18 protein-coding genes are annotated in these 21,726 nt (G+C 46.6%); 11 read left to right on the top strand and 7 right to left on the bottom strand.

Going from position 1 to position 21,726, the window contains the following annotated elements:
- Positions 1-23 precede the first annotated feature (23 nt).
- Together HMPREF0673_RS12805 and HMPREF0673_RS12800 are read right to left on the bottom strand one after the other, a co-directional pair.
- A complete protein-coding gene (locus HMPREF0673_RS12805) occupies positions 24-758 on the bottom strand; it encodes a class I SAM-dependent methyltransferase (protein ID WP_040597049.1) in 735 nt (244 codons plus the stop codon).
- 18 nt (positions 759-776) lie between these two features.
- The gene (locus HMPREF0673_RS12800) at positions 777-2,081 is read right to left on the bottom strand and encodes a M18 family aminopeptidase (protein WP_007903296.1); all 1,305 of its coding nucleotides are present in this window, start codon (positions 2,079-2,081) and stop codon (positions 777-779) included.
- Between the two features lie 150 nt (positions 2,082-2,231).
- Here HMPREF0673_RS12800 and HMPREF0673_RS12795 point away from each other — a divergent pair, with 150 nt between their 5' ends.
- On the top strand, positions 2,232-5,765 hold the full coding sequence (locus HMPREF0673_RS12795; protein WP_007903294.1) for a sensor histidine kinase: 3,534 nt from the start codon (positions 2,232-2,234) through the stop codon (positions 5,763-5,765).
- The gene (locus tag HMPREF0673_RS12790; RefSeq protein ID WP_007903285.1) at positions 5,741-6,466 is read left to right on the top strand and encodes a DUF5932 domain-containing protein; all 726 of its coding nucleotides are present in this window, start codon (positions 5,741-5,743) and stop codon (positions 6,464-6,466) included. Before HMPREF0673_RS12795 ends, HMPREF0673_RS12790 begins: the two co-directional genes overlap by 25 nt.
- Before the next feature lie 196 nt (positions 6,467-6,662).
- On the opposite strand, the gene HMPREF0673_RS12785 is transcribed toward HMPREF0673_RS12790, so the two are convergent.
- The 4 genes from HMPREF0673_RS12785 to HMPREF0673_RS12770 all read right to left on the bottom strand — a co-directional run bounded on the left by HMPREF0673_RS12785 (position 6,663) and on the right by HMPREF0673_RS12770 (position 12,680).
- Positions 6,663-10,208, bottom strand: a complete 3,546-nt coding sequence (locus HMPREF0673_RS12785) for an Eco57I restriction-modification methylase domain-containing protein (protein ID WP_007903274.1) — start codon at positions 10,206-10,208, stop codon at positions 6,663-6,665.
- A 41-nt stretch (positions 10,209-10,249) separates the two neighbouring features.
- Positions 10,250-11,152 carry a hypothetical protein gene (locus HMPREF0673_RS12780; protein ID WP_007903271.1) on the bottom strand — a complete coding sequence of 301 codons (903 nt, stop codon included), beginning with the start codon at positions 11,150-11,152 and terminating at the stop codon, positions 10,250-10,252.
- Positions 11,152-11,724 (bottom strand): xanthine phosphoribosyltransferase, encoded by a 573-nt coding sequence (gene xpt / locus HMPREF0673_RS12775; RefSeq protein ID WP_007903264.1) that lies wholly within the window; start codon positions 11,722-11,724, stop codon positions 11,152-11,154. Before xpt ends, HMPREF0673_RS12780 begins: the two co-directional genes overlap by 1 nt.
- Positions 11,725-11,822: 98 nt before the next feature.
- Positions 11,823-12,680 carry a GNAT family N-acetyltransferase gene (locus HMPREF0673_RS12770; protein ID WP_172633669.1) on the bottom strand — a complete coding sequence of 286 codons (858 nt, stop codon included), beginning with the start codon at positions 12,678-12,680 and terminating at the stop codon, positions 11,823-11,825.
- A gap of 226 nt (positions 12,681-12,906) precedes the next feature.
- On the opposite strand from HMPREF0673_RS12770, the gene HMPREF0673_RS12765 reads away from it, so the two are divergent.
- On the top strand, positions 12,907-13,677 hold the full coding sequence (locus tag HMPREF0673_RS12765; protein WP_007903259.1) for a Rossmann-like and DUF2520 domain-containing protein: 771 nt from the start codon (positions 12,907-12,909) through the stop codon (positions 13,675-13,677).
- Positions 13,678-13,709: 32 nt separating this feature from the next.
- Positions 13,710-14,228: a KdsC family phosphatase gene (locus tag HMPREF0673_RS12760; protein ID WP_007903255.1), complete on the top strand. Its 519-nt coding sequence runs from the start codon at positions 13,710-13,712 to the stop codon at positions 14,226-14,228.
- A gap of 40 nt (positions 14,229-14,268) precedes the next feature.
- On the opposite strand, the gene HMPREF0673_RS12755 is transcribed toward HMPREF0673_RS12760, so the two are convergent.
- Positions 14,269-14,700, bottom strand: a complete 432-nt coding sequence (locus HMPREF0673_RS12755) for a Fur family transcriptional regulator (protein ID WP_007903253.1) — start codon at positions 14,698-14,700, stop codon at positions 14,269-14,271.
- 152 nt (positions 14,701-14,852) lie between these two features.
- Between HMPREF0673_RS12755 and HMPREF0673_RS12750 the strand changes: the two genes are divergently transcribed.
- From HMPREF0673_RS12750 to HMPREF0673_RS14950, 7 genes are all read left to right on the top strand, one after another.
- Complete coding sequence (locus tag HMPREF0673_RS12750) at positions 14,853-15,920, top strand: bifunctional 3-deoxy-7-phosphoheptulonate synthase/chorismate mutase type II (RefSeq protein ID WP_007903245.1); 1,068 nt, start codon at positions 14,853-14,855, stop codon at positions 15,918-15,920.
- Between the two features lie 9 nt (positions 15,921-15,929).
- Positions 15,930-16,502, top strand: coding sequence for a Maf-like protein (locus HMPREF0673_RS12745; RefSeq protein WP_007903243.1), 573 nt, complete (start codon positions 15,930-15,932; stop codon positions 16,500-16,502).
- A gap of 141 nt (positions 16,503-16,643) precedes the next feature.
- Positions 16,644-17,639 carry an AAA family ATPase gene (locus HMPREF0673_RS12740; protein WP_007903242.1) on the top strand — a complete coding sequence of 332 codons (996 nt, stop codon included), beginning with the start codon at positions 16,644-16,646 and terminating at the stop codon, positions 17,637-17,639.
- A 10-nt stretch (positions 17,640-17,649) separates the two neighbouring features.
- Entirely contained in the window at positions 17,650-18,522 is an 873-nt protein-coding gene (locus HMPREF0673_RS12735; RefSeq protein ID WP_007903241.1) for a DUF58 domain-containing protein, read from the top strand.
- 3 nt (positions 18,523-18,525) lie between these two features.
- Positions 18,526-19,596, top strand: coding sequence for a BatD family protein (locus HMPREF0673_RS12730; protein ID WP_007903240.1), 1,071 nt, complete (start codon positions 18,526-18,528; stop codon positions 19,594-19,596).
- Between the two features lie 35 nt (positions 19,597-19,631).
- Positions 19,632-20,630: a vWA domain-containing protein gene (locus HMPREF0673_RS12725; RefSeq protein WP_007903239.1), complete on the top strand. Its 999-nt coding sequence runs from the start codon at positions 19,632-19,634 to the stop codon at positions 20,628-20,630.
- Positions 20,631-20,695: 65 nt separating this feature from the next.
- Positions 20,696-21,715 carry a VWA domain-containing protein gene (locus HMPREF0673_RS14950; RefSeq protein ID WP_007903238.1) on the top strand — a complete coding sequence of 340 codons (1,020 nt, stop codon included), beginning with the start codon at positions 20,696-20,698 and terminating at the stop codon, positions 21,713-21,715.
- Positions 21,716-21,726 lie beyond the last annotated feature (11 nt).

The following is a 21,726-nucleotide window of genomic DNA, read 5'->3' as shown; positions in this document are numbered from 1 at the left end:
CTTCTTTATTTTGTTCAAATTGATTATTTCGTTACTGTTATTTGTGCGAGATAGTCGTAATGTTCACCTTTCTCGATAATCTCACATTTCAGTCCGCATTGTTCGCAACTTGCTGTTAGGAGTGTAGGGTCTACGTATAGCCAGTCGAACGAGTCGCCTTTTACATTCTTATAAACCATTTGATAGTCTACTTCACCATAGTAGTTACCGCCAAGATCTATATCCATTGATCCGTCCTCGTTCTCGTAGATGTACTTAAGGTCACTGGAGTCGATAAGAATCTGTGCACCTTCAGCCATCAGTTCTTTCAGACGATTGAGTAGTAATGGTAAGCGTGATAGTTTGCCGGCAATGCCTGTGCCGTTCATCAGCAAAAGAATTGTGTCGAACTTGCTTTGCAGCTGTGTGTCGAAAAGGTTTACACACTCTACGTCTTCTATTCCACGAGCCTTCATCACGTCGCAGCTTAGCGGTGAAATGTCAATGGCTTTCACTTCAAATCCATTCTCCTGCAACGCAATGGCATGACACCCGGCTCCTGCACCTACGTCCAACACTCTGCCACGCACAAGCGTTAAGGCTCGTTTTTCAAGTTGTGGCATCTCTTGTTCTGAGCGGAACAGATGAGCTATAGGCATCTCGTCCTCTTCGAACATGGAAGAGAGCACACGCAGATGTGCTGCTCTTCCGTTCTTATAGTAGTCGCTGATAGCACTGCCCATCGGATCGCGCGAAGGGGAGATGGTTGTTGTGTTCATTGTCATAGCGTTAGAGCGTTACGAAAAGAATTCGGTAAATACCTTCACGCAGTACTCGTGGTCAACCACGCTTCCTGTTTCTCTGCAACTATGCATTGCAAGGATAGCATTACCCATGTCTACACCACACAGTGGGATAGATGATGCAAGAATGTTGCCCAAGGTACTACCGCCTGCCACGTCACTATGGTTTACGAAGCGCTGGCATGGTACGCCTGCTTTCTCACATAATCCAGCAAAGACCGCAGCCGAAACAGCATCCGATGCGTACTTCTGTGCAGCGTTGAATTTGATAACTGGTCCACCGCCAAGCATTGGGTGGTTCGTCGGGTCGTACTTCTCAGGGTAGTTCGGGTGCCAAGCGTGAGCATTGTCTGCCGAAATCATAAAGGCACGTTCAACGGCTTGATAGTACGCTTCCTCTGTATGACTTTGTGACATTGCAATACGCTTTAGTATGTATGCGAGGAACGGACTGCCTGCGCCCTGCTTTGTCTGTGAACCAGTCTCTTCGTTGTCGAAGAGGGCGAGCACTTGCGTTGTGTCTGTTGTATCGGAAGCAATGAGTGCTTCAAGACCTGCATAGCACATAGAGAGGTCGTCGAGTCTGCCAGACGATATAAACTCGTTGTGTACGCCGAATGTGCAAGCCGGTGTTGCGTCAGCAAGGTAGAGGTCGAAGTCGAGAATATCTTTGGCGCAGAACTGGCAATCGGCTATTGTGCTGTTTAGCTCTTCAAGGATAACATTCATCAAGAGATTGCCTGTTTCGAGTTGGCTTGTAATCTGTCCGAGCAACGGCAGTACATCCTTCTGTTTGCTGAGTGCTACGCCGTCATTCACCTGGCGGTTGAAGTGTATAGCCAAGTTGCTAATCTGCAGCAATGGGCGCTTGATGTGCAGCAACAGAGTCTCGGGCTGCATAACGTCTTCACCTCTGACAATCACGCGACCGGCGAGAGTAAGCGGACGGTCGAACCATGTAGACATAATCGGACCTCCGTACACCTCGGTGTTCAGCTTCACGATGCCGCCCTCAGTAAGCATCTCTGCATGGGGCTTGATGCGGAAGGTTGGTGAATCACAATGAGCGCAAATCATGTGAAAACCCGCGTCAGCAATCGGCTTGTTGCCGATGCGGAAAGCATAGATAGAAGAGTCGTTCTTGGTAACGAAGAAGCGGTCGCCACTCTTCACTTCGCCCAATGGCAGTGCAGGGTTGATACAGCGGAAACCATTAGCCGCAAGTGTATCTGCAATATTCTTGACAGCCAGAAAATTCACTGGCGATGCATCAAGGAAAGAAAGAAGTCGTTTTATCATTGTCGTTTGTTTTAATACATGAATAACGTTAGATACTATATAGTGATTATCGTTAGCTGCATAATATAACGTTTCAAAGTTAAAGTTTTATTTCGGAGTGTGCAAGTAAATGGAGTTTTTTGTCTACTTTTGTATTTAAATTTTTGGTATATGAAAATATTCAAATCTCGATATTTCGCAGTTGTGTCATGGCTTGTTTGTTTGGTCATGCTGACAGCCTCGTGTTCTGACTATAGCGACAAAGAAGTAGTAGGTTTGAATGAACGAGCATACGAAGTACATTATAAGAGTCTGGATTCAACGAAGACGTATGCGGAGAAGGCTCTGTCGTTGTCTGTGCCTAAATCGAAAGCGTGGGCACACGCCATGAATGATTTGGCTTTCTATTACATTGCAAAGATGCAATACGGAGAAGCCGAGAGAATACTCAACGAGACGGTTAAGTCTACCGACGATGAGATTGAGTTGATGATAAGTCGTGTGCAGCTTATGCGTCTTTGTCAGCGCAAGTCGGAGAATAAGAATTTCTACCACGAACGCCATTATGCTTTGCAGCACATGCAGAAGATAGAAAAGGAGTATGCCAATCTGTCGGCAGCGGAACGTAAGCGTTTTGTGTATGCACGTTCAGAGTATTGGATAGTGCTCTCTACCTATTTATATTATATCGGTCAACCGCGTGGAGCATCGGAGGCGGTACTGAATATCGAGGAAGATGCCCTGCTGATGAGCGATATGCCACAGTTGCTGACATATTATTATACTGTAGGTTCGGGCGGTATATTGCAAGGCCAACAGCATGAAGAACTGATGCGTACAGAGTTCAACTACCTCATACGTTGCTATATGCTTGCTCGCCAGTGTGGTTATATTTATTGGGAGGCGAACTCTATGCAGGCATTGAGCGAGAAGTTGCAAGACGAAAGCAGACGTGAGTTCCTTATGCTGAATTTCCGCCCAGAAATCAATTTCCTCAATGTTGATAATATGCCAGACACTCTGCTTGCCGGCAATCTTGCGGAGCGAGCATTGGAGTTGTTCAAGAAATATGGCGATGTGTATCAGATTGCAGGCGCATGGCGTACTTTGTCGGAGGCATTCCGCAAGGTTGGCGACAATAAGTCGGCACTTATCTGTCTGAAAAACGCTATTGCCAACGACACAACCATAAATGCTGCTCCCGACCTTGTTGCGTCCATTCGCGAGCAGATGTCAATTGTATATTCGGCACTCGACAACAAGAAAATGAGCGACTACAATCGCAATGCCTATCTTGACATCCAGGAGTACACACGCCAGGATCGTATGCTTGAGGCACGTGCCGAACAACTCGCTTCTTCGTTACGTAAGCAAGACATCATGATTGTGATTGTGGTTGTGGCAATCATTCTGCTCATTGTGGCTATGGCATTCTTCGTCTATAAGACACGAAAGAAAGCCGCGGAGTTCCCGATAAACACTCTGCTGCAACCTCTTGAAGATTGGCAGAAAGCACGTTCCGACTATTACGAACGTACTGAGGTTGAGTATGAGGAGAGGCGCGAGCAGATAGCCATTCTTCAGAATCAGTACGAGCACTACTTGGAGAAGAATATCGAGCAACGTGCCAAGGTGTCTTTGGCATCGTCAGTTGCTCCGCTTATCAATCGTTTGTTGCACGAAGTGAAGATGCTTTCGTCTGATAAGGAAACAACCGAACAACGCAATAGTCGCTATGAGTACATCGGTCAGTTGGCTTCTTCCATAGAGCAAACAAACGAGCGACTTACCGATTGGGTGAAACTGAAGCAGGGCGAGATAGCGTTGCGCATAGAGAGTTTTGCTTTGCAAACGCTGTTCGACACTCTACGTAGTAGTGATATAGAATACAAGCTCAAGGGCATAGCACTTAATATTGTTCCGACCGAAAGTGTTGTGAAGGCAGATAAGGTGCTGACCCTCTTTATGCTCAACACTATTGCGGAGAATGCACGCCGCTTCACTCCAAATGGTGGCAGTATTGATGTGTATGCTGAGGAAACCGACAGTTATGTTGAGGTGTCAGTTAGAGATACGGGTAAGGGTATGGACAAGGAACAACTCGACTCTTTGTTCAAGCCTTGCTATATAACCGACTCCAATGATACGACGAAAGAAGGTGGTCATGGCTTCGGACTTCTCAACTGTAAAGGAATCGTAGAGAAGTATAAGAAGATGAGCTCATTCTTTAGCGTTTGTTCCATTGGAGCAGAGAGCGAAGAGGGTAGTGGTAGCCGTGTCTTCTTCCGATTGCCTAAAGGCATGAAGAAAGTACTCATGCTTTGCGCATTGCTCCTAAGTGTGTTCTGTTCGTGTGCAAAGACCAATTCTATGGGGGTCGTAATTAACGAAAATGATAGAACACGACAGGCAAATACATTGGTCGATAGTATATATTATAATAATGTGTTAGGCAACTATCATCGCACGTTGGAGTTGTCGGATAGCTGCATACGGGTGCTTAACCACTTGTTTGCAGACAGTATGCTTATAAGCAACGGCGCACGTGGAATGATGCTTAAAGGTACGGATGCAGACGAAGCTATCGAACTGAAGTGGTTTCGTGACAGTGTAAAGATGGACTATAGCTTGCTTCTTGCCCTGCGTAATGAGGTTGCGGTTGCGGCTCTTGCCGTGCATGACATCGATTTGTACACATATAACAATCAGGTGTTCACGAAGCTCTTTCGCGAGTGTAGTGCCGACCGCTCTATTGCTACGTATGTACAGACAATGCAGCGTGCTGAGAACAATCGCAATGTAGCGATAGCGTTGCTCGTGCTGTTGCTGCTTGCCGTGTTCCCTGCCTACTACTTCCTGTACTATCGCCATAAGCGTTTCTATAATTTATGTATCGAACGTATCGAGCAGATCAACGAATTGTTGCAATCGGATAATCTGTCGTCGAATATGAAGGTTAGACAAATCAGAGCCTTGTGGAAGAATGACATAAAGGTTTCGAAGCAGATTGCGGTGATGAATAAGAATACCACACAGATTTCGGGCATAGTGAATCGTATCTGTCAAGTTCTCGCAGAGGATGTCACAAGGACCTCAGCCATGGAGCAGGAGTTGGTTATACTGGAGGAAAACACGAAGCGTATCACGGTCAATCGCGACCGCCTTTACGTCATAAACAATATCCTTGACAACCGCCTTTCGACGTTGAAGCACGAGACAATGTTCTATCCATCGCGTCTGAAGCAGATATTGCAAGTTCGCAGTGGTAGCACCTCTATGTCTGAAAAGGAACTCTTGGCTGCATTGGATGAGATAGCTTCCTACTACGAAACAATGTACACAACGCTGCTAAGCCAAACTGTTCGAGTGGCGCAGACAATGTCGTCGTTTGAACCGAGTGTTGCGATGCAATACGTGTTTGTGCTACTGAAGCGAGCGAATGGAGGAAGACAACTGAAACCGATAGAGTTGGATGCCGACGATGGGTATTTGAAACTGGTATTCAATCTCGCTTCGCAGTACCCTGCAGCCAGCAATCAGCAGTCAATATACGACTACCTTGTGCTTTGTCAGATAATGCGCGACATGGGCGAGTATTATCGTGCACGAGGTTGCGGAGTAGAGACAAAGACCGCAAGTGACGGAACATCAACAATAGTAATTTATATAAAGAAAGAGATATGGAAAAGTTTAAAGTTATCATAGTGGAGGACGTGCTGCTCGAACTCAAAGGCACAGAAGGACTCTTGCATAGCGAGGTGCCCGAGGCAGAGATTATAGCTACAGCCAATTCGGAGGACTCGTTCTGGGAAGTGTTCGCATCCAACAAGCCCGATCTTGTGCTTCTCGACCTCGGTCTTGGCGGAAGCACAACCATCGGTGTGGAGATTTGCAAGAAGCTGAAGACGGAGCATAAGGATGTGAAGGTACTTATCTTTACAGGCGAGATACTCAACGAGCAGTTGTGGGTAGATGCTCTGCACGCCCATTGCGACGGCATCATTCTGAAGAGTGGCGAACTGCTCACACGCGATGATGTGTTGAGCGTGATGAATGGCAAGAAGTATGTTTTCAATCAGCCTATTCTTAAAAAGATTGTAGACAAGTTCTGCGACACAATACAGCAGCAGATGGATCATCAAGAAGCACTTATACGCTACGAGATTGACGAATACGACGAACGCTTTCTGCGTCATTTGGCGTTAGGATATACAAAAGACCAGATTTCGCAACTGCGTACAATGCCGTTTGGCGTGAAGAGTCTGGAGAAAAGGCAGAACGAACTGGTTCAGCGTTTGTTCCCTAATGGCAACGGCGGAATGGGAGTAAACGCTACGCGTCTTGTTGTTAAGGCTTTTGAACTTAATATACTTGATGTAAATAATCTTTATTCTGACGATGCATAAGTTGCGGTTAAGCCATTTAAAAGTTACGGTTAAGCAGTATTAAAGTTACGGTTAAGCGGCTTTAAAGTTATTGTTTAGTAGTTCTAAAGTAAAACCTTAGTCGTGGTATAGCGGACGCAACCCAATTGGGTTGCGTCCGCTATCTGCATAGATTGCGTTCGCCGTCCGATCGGGCGGCGTTCGGTGTCCGATAATATTACATCTCCTTAATAGTGTTTTCTATAAGGCTTCTCTCCGCCTCATCCACACCATATTTTTCGTAGAGTTGCGAGTCTATTTCCTCAATGGCAGCACTCCAATTTATATCTGATGCAGCTGTGAAGTCCTGCAGCGGCACAAACATGAACTTCTCCGGCGAGAGGTCCTGCGAAGTGATGGTCTGCAAGATGAGGTAGCGTACAAACTTGGTCTTCAGATAGGTGAGCAAGTTCTCTGCCTCCTGCGCTGTAGGATAAGCACCTGCAACGAGGTAGCTCTGCGTGCAGACACATTGCGGTTGCAGTATGGTGAGGGCGGAGAGCACGCGGTACTGTCCGTTGCGGTCGGGGGTACCGGCATGTTCGCATGTAGCCTTCGAGAATATAACCTTATGGAGGTCAACCCACTGCTGGTTTTTCTTGATATCATCACGCAGAACGTAAGATGGTTCGCCCGACGACTTCAGCATGACGGCTGTAGGGTCAGCATCAGGCTGAGTAGTGCCACGATATGTAGAAACGAAGCCGAACGGAGTCTGCGGACTAATCTGCGCGTTGAGCATGGTCTTCGACATTGCTTTCACCTTGTGAATGAGCGAGAGCGCACCATTGTTGCGCACGAAGATGTTGAATTCGTCGAGTTTGCGAGGCAGTGTGTTGGCGTTGCCACCAAAGTGGTTCGTAAACTGGCAGGTTGTCTTGTGCTTCGCGTCCCACAGGAAATAGCTTACGCCTCCGGAGATGTCTACGGTAGGGAAGCAGTCCTTTGAGTCTACATAGTCGAAGATGGCGCGTATGCGTGTGTCGCCAAGCATTGATTGACGGAACTGATCGAGTCCGCGTCCGCCCGTGAACCATCGTGAAGGGGTAATCATTGTGATGAATTGTGGGCGCATCTGACGGGCGATATCTACAAATTGGTTGTAGAGAGGTATGCCGTAGTTGTCTTTCTTCTCACCGATGTTCATCTGATATGGTGGATTGCCAATGATTGCGTCGAATTTCATTTGCTGATTGGTGCTTAAATTGGGATAGTTTTGTGGGTCGCTGATGGTGCTTGCGAGCTTCGCTTTGTACACAATTACCTGACTGTTGAGGTCGGGTATGGTGAGTATGTTTGGTCGTACATTGCTATCGAAGCCAACGAGAGTGCGGCGTGTTATGCTGGCTGCCATAGCAGTCTTGCAGACAGCAAAGATGTTATGCTCAACGATTTCCTTCCACATCGAGCACGACTCTTGGTCGGACAGCATGTCGAACAGACCTTGCGACTGACTGCTGCGCACCTTATATAAAGAATAAGCTACGTAAAGCGAGTAAAGACCAGTTTTTGAGCAGATGTCGAGTATCTGTGCGTTGGGGTTCATCAGCGTGCGGTTGGTCACGCCTTCGTTGTAAACAAAGCGTGGTTGAGCAAGTGGCTTCGTAAACTTATCGTCAAAGAAGCAGTAGCCACCGAGTGTGTCAGAGAGATGACGATTTACGACATTCCATGGTGTGAGGATAGTTTCGCGATCTGGGTAAGAGAAGTCGGAGAGGATGCTCGCAATCTCAGCAATGCGGTTGTCTGGGGGAAGTGTATCGGCATGACGCAAGCGTGCAACAATAGCCTTGGCTGTTGCTACAAAGATGTCCTCGCGATAGAGATGCTTAAGGCGCTTGAACAGCTGAATGGTGATGCCACGTGGCATGAAATGACGCCACGACTCTGCATCGATGTTGCGCAAGAATGAGTCGATAGTCAATCCTTCGATATTATCCACCGTGCCATATATCATGATAGGGAAGCGAGTGGATATCTGACTGAGTATGGCAATGGCACGCTGACGCGGTGTGAGGCGAGTTATGCCTGCATTTTCTCTTGCCTGCGTGTTAGGAATGTCATTCTGCTTTGCCGCATCTTCAGCCGTCTTGTCTTTTGCTTTCTTCGTCTGTTTCTTGGCAGACTGTATGTCGTTATTCCTCTGACGACGCTCTTCAAGTACTGCATTAGCCATAGCTTCTGCCACCTCGTCGAGCAGACGGAGGTCGTTTTTGCCGAGATTGTTCAGGTCGGTGTACAGACAATCGCCGTGGAAACCATTGCGGATGAGGCTTGTAGAGTAAGAGGTGTTGATGTGTCGGATGAATGTATCCGTGTCCATTCGGTTGCGTTTGCCACCATCGATAACGATAGTAGGGCAGTAGTGCAGGAATTCAGTGAGCTTCTGCACACGTGCTTCGTGCTCAGTAGATGCAAGATTGTTGCTGATATATTGGTCGATGGCGGTGAGTGTTCGTGTCGGTGAGAAGTCGAATGTGTAACACTCTGCTTTTATGCCCTCGCGATACGGACTCTGGCAGCGGAAGATTGTCTGGAAGTAATGAGCGCAACCAGTGTCGGCAGAGCCAGCGAGCATGAATACGGCAGTCCATTCTGGTACAGAGACACCAGTAGTGAGTCGTCCGCACGATAATGTTATTGTGCGTTCATTAGTGCTGATAGCGGTTCTTACCTCCTCAAGAGGAGATGTTTGAGAAGAAACGCTATCACCGGCAACATTTACGACCTTATAGTTACGGAACGGATTATCTGCAGTTGGCTCAGCGAGTATCTGTGCAAGACAATGAGCCGCGTTGACACCAGGCACATACCAAAGAGTATGGCATAACGATTGGCCCATCGCTTCATCGGCGAATGGATACAGCGGAGCGGTTGCGAGAAGGTTTACGAATTTTCTTACGTCGGCTTCGTGCACAAAGCACGTCTGCGCCTCGTCAACACGAAAGAACTCGGAAAAGTTAAAGCCTTCGTTGTCTGTAAGGAAATAAGGTGCGAAGGTGTTGCGCAGATTATAAGTGACGATGTTCATACGTGCCATATTTGCATACGGGTTGGCTGCACCGCTGTTAGAGATATCCCACTGCTCCTTTGCACGTTGCTCCATGCAATAGTCCCAGTTGTACACGTCTGTGGTGTCGAAGGTCTGGCGGATGCTGTAGGGTGTGCCCGAGAGATAGAGCGTGCGCAGACTACGGCGTTTCTGTAGTTCGGCGATAACGTCGTTGCCAAGGCGTGTTGTGATACCCTCGTGTGCTTCGTCAACAATAAGAAAATCCCACTTTGCAGAGAATACATCATCGTTCTTCACAATACCTTTCTGCTGGTTCACGCGCTTTGAAGAGCGTAAGTCCTGCATTGATGCGAAATAGACGTAGTGGGTTGCAGGGTCTTTGGCTATGTCTTCAAGTTCGGCAAACGACGCTCCGCGACGTTTGCGTTCCTCTTCGGGCATAGCAGATGTTGTCTTGCTGCCGTACAGCCAGCCTTCAAGCTGCAGTTTTTCAATAGAGTCAAACCACTCTTGTCGCACAGCAGGGCGATGAGTGAGCACGAGTGTGCGTCTGTACCCAAGACGATGTGCTGCTTCGATGGCGCAAAGCGTTTTACCGAAGCGCATCTTTGCATTCCAAAGTACCTTACGTGAGCGTTTTAGTGTCGTCACGGTGAAGTTGATAGCTTCTTCTTGTTCGGTTCGGAATACTATGTTTTCTGTTGATATCATTCTTGTTTTGTATTTTAGTTGTGACTATTATAGTCGTAAGCCTATTTCATAATGTCTTTGTAAGTCATTTTCTTGCCACTCAGTGGTTCGGTATTGTGCCATTCCATGATTATGGCGTAATGGTCGGAGTTGGGAACGTTGAAGTTCAGTCCATCCATTTGCCAAATGTTCCACGAAATGATTTCTGCAGCCTTCAATACGGCATCGCGGTGTGGGTGTCGATGCCAACGTTCGGTGTAGTATTCACAGAACGAAAGGAATAGTGACTCACGTGTAAGAAAGACGTTGTCGCCCTGACTGTCGAAGCCATATATCGACTGAAGTGCTTGGTAAGCTTTGCGTATCCATTGACGTTTGTTAGCCTTTGTCGGCTCGGAAGGGGTATTCTCGTTTATTATGCGAAACTTGCGGTCCAACATACCAATACGTTCGCTGATAGGAATTAGTCGACCAGTGGTGGCATCATAGCGCGAAATAAGATACGGCCCTTCTCCGCAAGTTATCTCCATGCGTCTTGCCCTCACGTACGACATCCATGAGCGTTTTGCCGGAAACACGATAGGTGGCTTGGATGTTAGCCATCTGTGTTCGCCTTCCTCATTTATATATTCGGTATTGAATACATCTTTTCTGCCAAACCATTGTTCGTCGATAAGGTTGTTCTGTGCATTACATATCCATGCAGGAGTGAACACTTCAGCACGCGACTTCGAGCGAGAAGTCTGCATGGATGGTTGCTTCTTTATACGTGGTTGTATAAGATCCGGGTGGCTACTGATTAACTCAGGAGTGATTTGTGCGTTAAACGCAAATGGGCTATTGTCGTCCATCTCGTCAGTGACGCAATAATCGTCAGTTGCCCATGAAATATATGTGTTTTCATTGGGCAAACTGAGCGATTGGTCTTTTAGGAGCAGTTCGAGGAGTTGGATGTCGTTCCTCATTATGCGTTTTTAATCTTTATCTCGCAGTTCTCAAGCGATTCGATTATAGCAAGCGACTCTACACGCACACCTTGTTCGCGCAGATATTGTCCACCGTCCTGGAATGCTTTCTCGATAATGAATCCCATGCCCTCGAGTGTGGCTCCCGACTGCTTGCAGAGGTCGATGATACCCTTTGCTGCGTTGCCATAAGCAAGGAAATCGTCGATGAATATGACATGGTCATCGGGGCAAAGATAATCGCGTGAGATAACCACGTCGTAGTCGCGCTGCTTAGTGAACGAAGTGACCTTCGTGGCAAGCATGTTGTCAAGCGTGTTAGGCTTTTTCTTCTTTGCAAACACTACGGGAAGGTTCATCAGAAATCCCATCATTATAGCTGGTGCAATGCCCGATGCCTCAATAGTAAGAATCTTGTTCACCTTTGTGCTTGCAAAGCGACGTATGAACTCTACGGCGATGTCCTTCATTAAGTTAGGATCCATCTGGTGATTAATGAATTTGTCTACTTTGAGGATGCCACCAGGGTAGCATTTGCCATCTTTCAGAATTCTGTCTATGAGTGCTTTCATTGTTATTGAGTTTTTATTTTTGTTTATCTAATTGATTATATTTAAATGTTTCAAAGTCGATGGTGTTATCGTATAGTACAACGAGCTCTTTGCTCTTGCTACTCGTTGTAGAACCAATCCATGAATTTTCCAATCCAAGGAATCTGTATTCGGAACCAACGATATTCTGCAACTTGTTTGCCACCGAAGTTTAAGATGAACTCTCGCATAGGGTTGCGTTTGAAAGGCAGACCGGCATCGAGGAAGTACATATGTGCAAAGCCTTGTTCGTGTGCATACTTCAGCGCAGACCATACCGTATATGAAGCAGGGTAGAGCATCATAAAGCTCTTACGGAGTGAAGCCAACTGCCACATATAGGCGTTGCCGCCGAAAAAGAAGCATACGCAGGTGCCTATGACGCGATTTTTGTATTTAGTTGCGAATATCTTGCATTGCTTGCTTGTAGCTAAATGCTCGAAGAGTTTTGAATTACGCACCGTGCGGCGAGGTTTTAGTCTGAAATAATGGCGCATGAGTTTCACTGCTTGTTGCAGCTCTTTGCTATCTGAGTTTACGATTTCGGCTTTCGCACCTCGTTGTTCGGCTATAGATAGCTTGTCGCGCAATTTCTGCGGTAGACGCTTGTAGGGGGATTTGGAGTGTAGCGAGTTGTGTATCTTTTGCCATTGTATAGGAAAATATCCATTCTCGCGCAGTTTGGCATATCCGAACATCTTACTACTCAAGTCGCTTATTTCAATAAAAAGGCATAGCTTATGAGTAAGTTCGTCGGTTATCGCCTTCACGAACAGCGAGAAAATTTCCTCTTTATTTTCCACTTCTGGTGCATAAACACCTTCGCCATATATGTGACAATGTGAATAAGCAAATGGGGGTAATAGCAAGTGGTGATAAGACACTACTGCCAAGAGATGTGCCACGATACGTCCTTGCCCGTCAATTGCTAATGCCATGTATGGTTTCTGTTTTGGCGTGACTTCAAGTATCTTGAATAGCTCCACGCTGTGAAAGAAATCATCGCATATAATGTCGGGCAAATCGGATGCTTTAGTAATCAGACTAACACTTACCTCTTCTTTCATGTGGCAAAAATAGCAAATCTTTTTTAAAAATCGACTCGTTTGCTGTGCTTTTTCTGCGAGTTTGTTTACTTTTGTAGCTACAACAGGAAAAGAACTTATGAAAATAGTAATGATAGGTGCTGGCAATGTGGCTACCAATATTGCCAAGACTCTTGCCAATATAGGTGAAACACCGGTGCAGATATGGAGCAGAACGCTTGCTTCTGCAGAAACACTTGCAAATGCTGTAGGTACTTGTGCAACAAGTGATTGGGACTCTGTGGTAAAAGATGCCGATGTATATATCGTGGCGGTTAAAGACGATGCTATGCTTAATGTGATAGATTTGCTTTGTGCTCATTGCAAGCATGGGGTTTTTGTTCATACCGCAGGCACAATGTCGATGAGTATGTTCACGGGTAAAGCGGAACATTATGGCGTGCTTTATCCGATGCAGACATTCTCGAAGCAAAAAGAGGTGGACTTCCGGACTGTTCCGTGTTTCGTTGAGGCTTCCGACAAACATACTTTGGACATAATAATGGAGTTGGCGCGACTTCTCTCTGATAATGTTCGAGAGCTTGCGGAGTCTGAACGCAAATGGCTTCATATAGCAGCAGTTTTCTCCTGCAACTTTGCCAATGTGTGCAACGCTATGGCTGCACAAATACTTGAACGTCACGGACTTAGCTTTGATGTGATGCTTCCACTTCTCGACGAAACGGTGGCAAAGCTTCACCGACTCCATCCAAGGGAAGCGCAGACCGGTCCGGCTTCAAGAGGAGATGTGGGAGTGGTGAGCAAGCATCTTGCTATGCTCGAAGACAACAAGGAACTGAGCGAGGTCTATAGCGTTCTGTCGAATTATATCTTGAAGAATAGAGAATAGGCACTTTGTGTTTAACTATTTAGGTTAGAAGAATGATTGATTACGATTTGAAAAAGATACGTGCTGTAATATTTGATGTAGACGGCGTGTTATCTTGCGATACTGTTACCGTCGATACTACGGGCGAACCTCTGCGTACTGCCAATCTGAAGGATGGCTATGCCATACAGTATGCTTGCAAGATTGGTCTGATTGTCTGCATCATTACGGGTGGAAATACCGAGGCTGTGCGCAAACGTTATGAAATGCTCGGCGTGAAGGAACTGTATATGGGTTGTAGCGTGAAGGTGAAAACCTATAAAGAATTCAAGGCTAAATATTCACTATCTGATGATGAGATTATATACGTCGGCGATGATATTCCTGATTACGAGGTGATGTCGCTTGTAGGTTGTCCTTGCTGCCCGGCGGACGCAAGTGTGGAAATAAGGTCGGTAAGCAAGTATATAAGTCAGCGTCGCGGCGGTTGCGGAGTGGGACGTGATATCATAGAGCAAGTACTTAAGGCACAAGAAAAATGGATGGCAGACAATAGAGCTTTCGGTTGGTAAAACCAGTGATCTTTATCACATAAAGTTATAGTCGAAGCCTTTACTTGCGTCTGCTGCATTCTGGACATTCGCCCTTAATGATAAATGACAAGGAGTTGGCTTTGAACCCATCGGGTAGGTCAACATGCTCCACAGGAATGTCGTTCAAGCAAAAGGTGCGTGTGCATTTCTCGCAATAGAAATGAGCATGGCCGGCAGTATGGTCGTGCGAGTCGTGATGGGAGCAAAGTTCGTAGTTGAGTGCGCCTTTTCCGTCTTCGAAGGCATGGACAATGTCGTGTTCGAGAAAGAGTGTCAGCACGCGGAAGATGCTCGACTTGTCCATAGGCAACAATATAGTCTCCATTGTCGAAAGACTCATGGGGCGATGCTCGTTGTGTAGCGTTTTCAAAATGAGAATGCGGTTAGCTGTTGGGCGCACGCCCTTTTGCTTCAGCATTTCTTCGGCTTTATTACTATCTATACTATTCATGTTTGGATATTGCGAAACGAAATATTCTTATTATTAAGGCGCAAAGTTACAATGAAAAGATGTAAATGTAGCAATTAATCATAATTTATTTGTAGGATAGAAATAATTGTTATACATTTGTTTGTAAAATAACAACTTTTAAACTGAAAACGATGGATTTGTCTTTAATCCCTCTAAATATAAAAGGCTGTGGGCTGCGTCCTTTTGTTATAGCTGGTCCATGTTCGGCAGAGACAGAAGAACAAGTTATGTCTACTGCCCGACAACTCGTTTCGCTTGGTTGTAACGTGTATCGTGCTGGTGTTTGGAAACCCCGTACCAAACCAGGCGGTTTCGAAGGACACGGCGAGAAAGCATTGCCGTGGCTGAAGCGTGTGAAGGAAGAAACAGGAATGTCTGTGGCTACAGAGGTTGCCACCCCCGAGCATGTAGAACTTGTGTTGGAATATGGTGTCGACATTATTTGGATAGGAGCACGCACCTCTGCCAATCCCTTCGCTATGCAGGCACTTGCCGATTCGCTTAGTGGTGTAGATATTCCCGTACTTGTGAAGAATCCCATAAATCCAGACCTCGAATTGTGGATTGGAGCGATGGAACGTCTCAATCAGGCAGGCATCAAGCGCTTGGCTGCCATTCATCGTGGCTTCTCGAGTTACGACAACAAGATATATCGCAATGCTCCGATGTGGCAGATACCTATAGAGTTGCGCCGCCGCATACCGGAGTTGCCGATAATCTGCGACCCCAGTCATATTGGTGGTCGACGTAACCTGATAGCTCCACTTAGTCAGCAGGCTATGGATCTTGGTTTCGATGGCTTGATTGTGGAGACGCATTGCTCTCCGAACGAAGCGTGGAGCGATGCTGCACAACAGGTTACGCCCGACGAACTCTATAATATATTGTCGCAACTTACAATTCGCGACGGACATATTGACATAGAAGGCATACACGGCTTGCGTGAGCAGATAGATGCTCTCGACAACAATCTTGTTGAACTTCTCTCCAATCGTATGAACATCTGTCGCAAGATAGGCTGCTATAAAAAAGAGCATAATATGACAGTTCTGCAGGCTAATCGATACAAAGAGATAATAGACAAGCGTGGAGCACAAGGCGAACTGTTCGGTATGGACTCGGAGTTTGTCAAGCATATATTCGAACTCGTTCATGAGGAGTCGGTACGTCAACAGATGGAAGTAATCAACAAGCAATAGTACACAAAGATGAAGATTATATTATCAAGCAATTCGCCACGACGCAGAGAGCTTCTTGCTGGTCTTGGCATCGATTTTGAAGTGAAAGTAATAGAAGGTGTTGACGAGTCGTATCCCGATACACTACCGTCAAAGGATGTTGCAGAGTATATAGCGCGTGAGAAGGCTGCTGCGTATGAAGTGGCTGACGACGAACTCGTGATAACTGCCGACACGATTGTGATTGTTGGTGACGACATACTCGGCAAACCGCATGATGCAGCTGAGGCTCATGTTATGTTGCGCAAGATAAGCGGACGCACTCATCATGTCGTTACTGGTGTTTGCATGAAGACAAAACGGGAGCAGCATAGCTTCTCGGTTGTGACGGGGGTTACGTTCAAGGAGCTGACAGATGCCGAGATAGATTATTACATTGAGCACTATAAACCATTCGACAAGGCAGGAGCCTACGGCATTCAGGAATGGATAGGATATATCGGTGTTACAGGATTGGATGGTAGCTATTATAATGTAATGGGTTTCCCCGTTCAACGCGTGTATGCAGAATTGACAAATCGATTTAAGATTGTTCAATATTAGTGAAATGTTTCGACTATTTAATATATTTTAGTCTATATATTTCGCCTCTGTTTTATTATTTCTGTAATTTTGCGCTTAATTTATGGTGCGGCTGTAATGGTCGTGCAAGATTTAACGAGTAAATATTAAACATAAACTATTATGTCAGAATCAATAGATATCCGCCAGCTTAACGCTCGGATAGAACAGCAAAGCAGTTTTGTCACCAACTTGGTGACTGGTATGGACCAAGTGATTGTTGGACAAAAACACCTCATCGAGTCGTTGCTTATTTCGCTCCTTAGCGATGGCCACATCCTTCTGGAGGGTGTGCCCGGTTTGGCAAAGACTCTCGCCATAAAGACTCTCTCACAGCTTATCGATGCCGACTACAGCCGCATCCAGTTTACCCCCGACTTGTTACCAGCCGACGTTGTTGGTACGCTTATCTATTCGCAGAAAGACGAGAACTTCCAGGTGAAGAAGGGTCCGGTGTTTGCGAACTTCGTACTTGCCGATGAGATCAACCGTGCACCGGCTAAGGTTCAGAGCGCCTTGCTCGAGGCTATGCAGGAGCATCAGGTAACAATCGGCGAGCAGACATTCAAGCTTCCTAATCCGTTCCTCGTAATGGCTACGCAGAACCCTATTGAGCAGGAGGGAACCTATCAGTTGCCTGAGGCTCAGGTAGACCGTTTCATGCTTAAGGTGGTTATCGGCTATCCTACACTTGAGGAGGAGAAACTCATTATTCGCGAGAATCTGCGAGGTGAGGAGAAGAAGGTGTTGCCCGTAACTACAGCAGAGGAAATATTGAAGGCTCGCGAGGTGGTTGAAGAGGTATACATCGACGAGAAGATTGAGCAGTATATTGCTGACATCGTTTTCGCTTCACGTTATCCTGAGAAGTACGGTTTGGGCGAACTGAAAGATATGATTACCTTCGGTGGCTCGCCACGTGCAAGTATCTCGCTTGCAAAGGCAGCGCGTGCCTATGCTTTCATCAAGCGTCGCGGCTACGTAGTGCCAGAGGATGTGCGTGCCGTTGCACACGACGTGCTGCGCCATCGCATAGGTCTCTCATACGAGGCTGAGGCAAGCAACATCACAAGTGAGGAGATCGTATCTAAGATAATAAATAAGGTAGAGGTGCCTTAAACATAAGACAATGGAAACGTCAGAGATACTTAAAAAGGTTCGTAAGATAGAAATCAAGACGAAGGGTCTGAGCCAGAACATATTCGCAGGCCAGTACCATTCTGCCTTTAAGGGTAGGGGTATGGCGTTTGCCGAGGTTCGCGAGTATCAGTTTGGCGATGACGTTCGCGACATAGACTGGAATGTCACAGCACGTTTCCGCAAGCCTTACGTGAAAGTGTTTGAGGAGGAACGCGAACTCACCGTTATGTTGTTGATTGATGTCTCGGGTTCGCTCGACTTCGGCACACGCAAGTGTATGAAGTCGGTGATGGCTACCGAGATTGCTGCTACCATCGCCTTCAGTGCCATGCAGAACAACGACAAGATTGGTGTGGTGTTCTTCTCCGATCGCATTGAGAAGTATATTCCGCCAAAGAAGGGACGTAAGCACATCCTGTATATTATACGAGAGATGCTCGACTTTCACCCACAAAGTACCAAGACAGACATAGGCGAGGCGGTGGCTTACTTCACACGTATGATGAAGCGTCGCACAACAGCGTTCGTAATCAGCGACTTCTACGACAACAAGGACTTCCTAAAGCAGTTTCAGATAGCCAACAGCAAGCACGACCTTATGGCTGTGCAGGTGTACGACCGATGGGCAAAGCAACTGCCTGACGTAGGACTTATGAAGGTGCAGGATGCAGAAACGGGTAGTGAGATGTATATCGATACCTCAAGCAAGAAAGTGCGTGCTGCTCATGCACGCTATTGGAAGGAGCGTGAGGCAATACTTCGTGAGACATTCTCTCAGGCAAACGTCGACTGGATGTCTGTGGCTACCGATGAGGATTTCGTGAAAGCGATGATGACTTTGTTCTCATCAAGAAACAGTTAAGCAATGAAAAGATTAATAACTCTCATATTGTTCGTGTCATCACTCACGATGGCTGCCGCCCAGCAGGTAGGTGTTGAGGCTAAGATCGATTCTGTGGCGATAATGATTGGCGAACAGGCACATCTTCAACTTACCATCACGGCTCGCCAGGGTGCAAAGATTGTGTATCCACACTATAAGCGGTCGCAATATCTTGTGCCAGGCGTTGAGGTGTTGGATGATACAAAGGGTGATACGGCAGTTGTCGATGGTTATTGGAGTGTGAAAAAGATACTCACACTTACGAGCTTCGATGAGCAATTGTATGCTATACCAGGCATCACTGTAAAGGTAGACGGCAAGAGCTACAAGTCGAACCCCGTAGCACTTAAGGTAATCACTTGCGATGTCGATACTCTCAATATGGATAAGTTCTTTCCACCGAAGTCTGTACAGGACAATCCGTTCCTTTGGGCAGAGTGGATGCCGCTTATTTGGATGACGCTTATTGTGTTGTTACTTATTGCGTTAGGCTCATGGGTTATAGTACGTCTGAAGCAGAACAAACCGATTATTGCCCGCATACGTATCGTGAAGAAAGTGCCGCCACACAAGAAGGCATTGGACGAGATGAACCGCTTGAAGGGCGAGTCGCATACAGCCGATTACGACCAGAAGGCTTACTATACGCAGCTTACAGACACTTTGCGCCAGTATATACGCGAGCGTTTCGGTTTCAACGCTATGGAGATGACTTCTTCGGAGATTCTCGAAAACCTGCGTAGTGCCGGCGACGAGAAAATGCTTGCAGAGCTAAGCGAGTTGTTCATGACTGCCGACCTTGTGAAGTTTGCGAAATATTCGGCACTTCTCAACGAGAAAGACATGAATCTTCTGAACGCCATCAACTTTATAGACCAGACCAAGCGTGAGGATGCTCCTACAGAAGAGCGTATAGAACCGACACTTAGTGAGGAAGAGGTGCGTACACGCAAGACACGCGTCATGCTTAATGTGCTTCTTTGCGCTATTGCTGTCGCTATCGTCGGACTTGCAGGTTATGTGATTTATCGTGTGTGGTTGCTCCTTATGTAGAGTCTAACGATACGTAACGAAAGTAATATACAACAATGGAATTTGTAAATAAAGAATACTTTATACTGCTCACGTTGCTGATACCTTATATAATATGGTATTGGCGCAATCGTAAGCATAGCGAACCTACGATGCGTGTCAGCACAGTGGTGGCTTACTACAAGGTACCTAAAAGTTGGCGACAGCGCATCGTGCATACACCGATGTTTTTGCGTTGCCTTGCTTTTGTGATGATTGTGTGCGTCATGGCACGTCCTCAGACACGCAACTCTTGGGACAATAAGTCGGTAGAAGGCATCGACATCATGCTTGCTATGGACGTGTCGACATCTATGCTGGCAGAAGACCTTAAGCCCAATCGCCTTGAGGCTGCTAAGAATGTAGCTGCAGAGTTTGTGGCAGGTCGTCCGAATGACAACATCGGTCTAACAATCTTTGCAGGTGAGTCGTTCACCCAGTGTCCAATGACTACTGATCATGCTTCGCTTCTCAATCTGCTTGGTTCTGTTCGCACCGACATTGCCGCACGTGGCATCATTTCAGATGGTACTGCCATTGGTATGGGACTTGCAAACGCCGTGTCGCGATTGAAGGAATCGAAGGCAAAGAGCAAGGTGGTCATCCTGCTTACAGACGGCAGTAACAACATGGGCGACATCTCGCCAATGACGAGTGCGGAGATAGCGCACAGTCTTGGTGTGCGTGTATACACCATTGCTGTAGGAACTAACAAGGTGGCACCTTATCCCGTGCCAGTAGCTGGAGGCATTCAGTATGTGAATATGCCGGTAGAGATAGACACGAAGACTCTGAGCGAGATAGCACAGATAACGAATGCCAACTCTTATCGTGCTACCAACAACCGCGAACTGTCGCAAATATATAAGGACATCGACAAACTCGAGAAGACAAAGATGGACGTGAAACGCTTCTCCAAGCACTACGAGGCTTATCAGCCATTTGCCATCGTAGCATTGTTTCTGCTTGTGGCAGAGTTTCTGCTGCGCTTTACTGTTCTTCGCCGGATACCTTAAGGTTCTTTGTTGGCGTAGCCTTTGGTTTTTGCCCATATTAAAACTCAAAATTCAAAGTTAAGAAAATGTTCAGATTTGAGAGCCCCCAATATTTATGGTTGCTATGGCTTGTAGTAGTGCTCGTAGCGGTCAGATACTATAGCCTATGGCGCAGGCAGAAGAAGATAATGCGCATTGGCGACAAAGATCTTGTACGTCAGCTTATGCCCGACGCTTCGACCATGCGTCGCCGTGTGAAGTTTTGGCTTACGATGGCAGCTGTAGCTGTGCTTGTGGTTGTTATTGCTCGTCCACAGATGGGCTCCAAGATAAGCAACGAGAAGCGCAACGGAATAGAGACAATCATTTGTCTCGATATTAGTAATTCGATGTTGGCACAGGACGTAGCACCTTCGCGCTTGGATAAGAGCAAGATGCTTGTAGAGAATCTTGTTGACAACTTCACTAACGATAAGATTGGTCTTGTGGTATTTGCTGGCGATGCTTTTGTTCAGCTGCCAATCACGAGTGATTATGTTTCAGCAAAGATGTTCCTTCATGGCATAAGTCCGGCACTAATCTCTACTCAGGGTACCGACATTGCACGTGCCCTTTCCGTAGCAGCAAGCAGTTTCACTCAGCAGCAGGGTGTAGGCAAGGCTATCATACTCATCACTGATGGCGAAGACCATGAAGGCGGAGCATTGGAGGCAGCAAAGGAAGCGCGTAAGAAAGGCATCAATGTATTCATTCTCGGCATAGGTAGCACAAATGGTTCTCCGATACCCGTTGGGGGTGGTGAGTATATCCGCGACAACACCGGTAACATCGTTATGTCGGCACTTAATGAGGATATGTGTCGTGACATAGCCCGTGCCGGTAGTGGCACATACATCCATGTAGACAACACCAACGACGCTCAGGAGAAGCTGAACGACGAGCTTTCGAAGCTCCAGAAGGGTGAGACAGAGAGCGTAATCTACAGCGAGTACGCCGAGCAGTTCCAGTCGTTCTGCATAGTGTTGCTCGTTTTGCTGATAGTGGAGGCGTGCATCATGGAGAAGAAGAATCCGTTGTTCAAACATTTTAGACTATTCAAGAAATAAACGATATTCAA

It is taken from the genome of Leyella stercorea DSM 18206 (assembly GCF_000235885.1).
Lineage (GTDB): Bacteria > Bacteroidota > Bacteroidia > Bacteroidales > Bacteroidaceae > Prevotella > Prevotella stercorea.
Note: the sequence above shows the minus strand (reverse complement) of the source record. Positions and strands in the feature narration are given on the sequence as shown.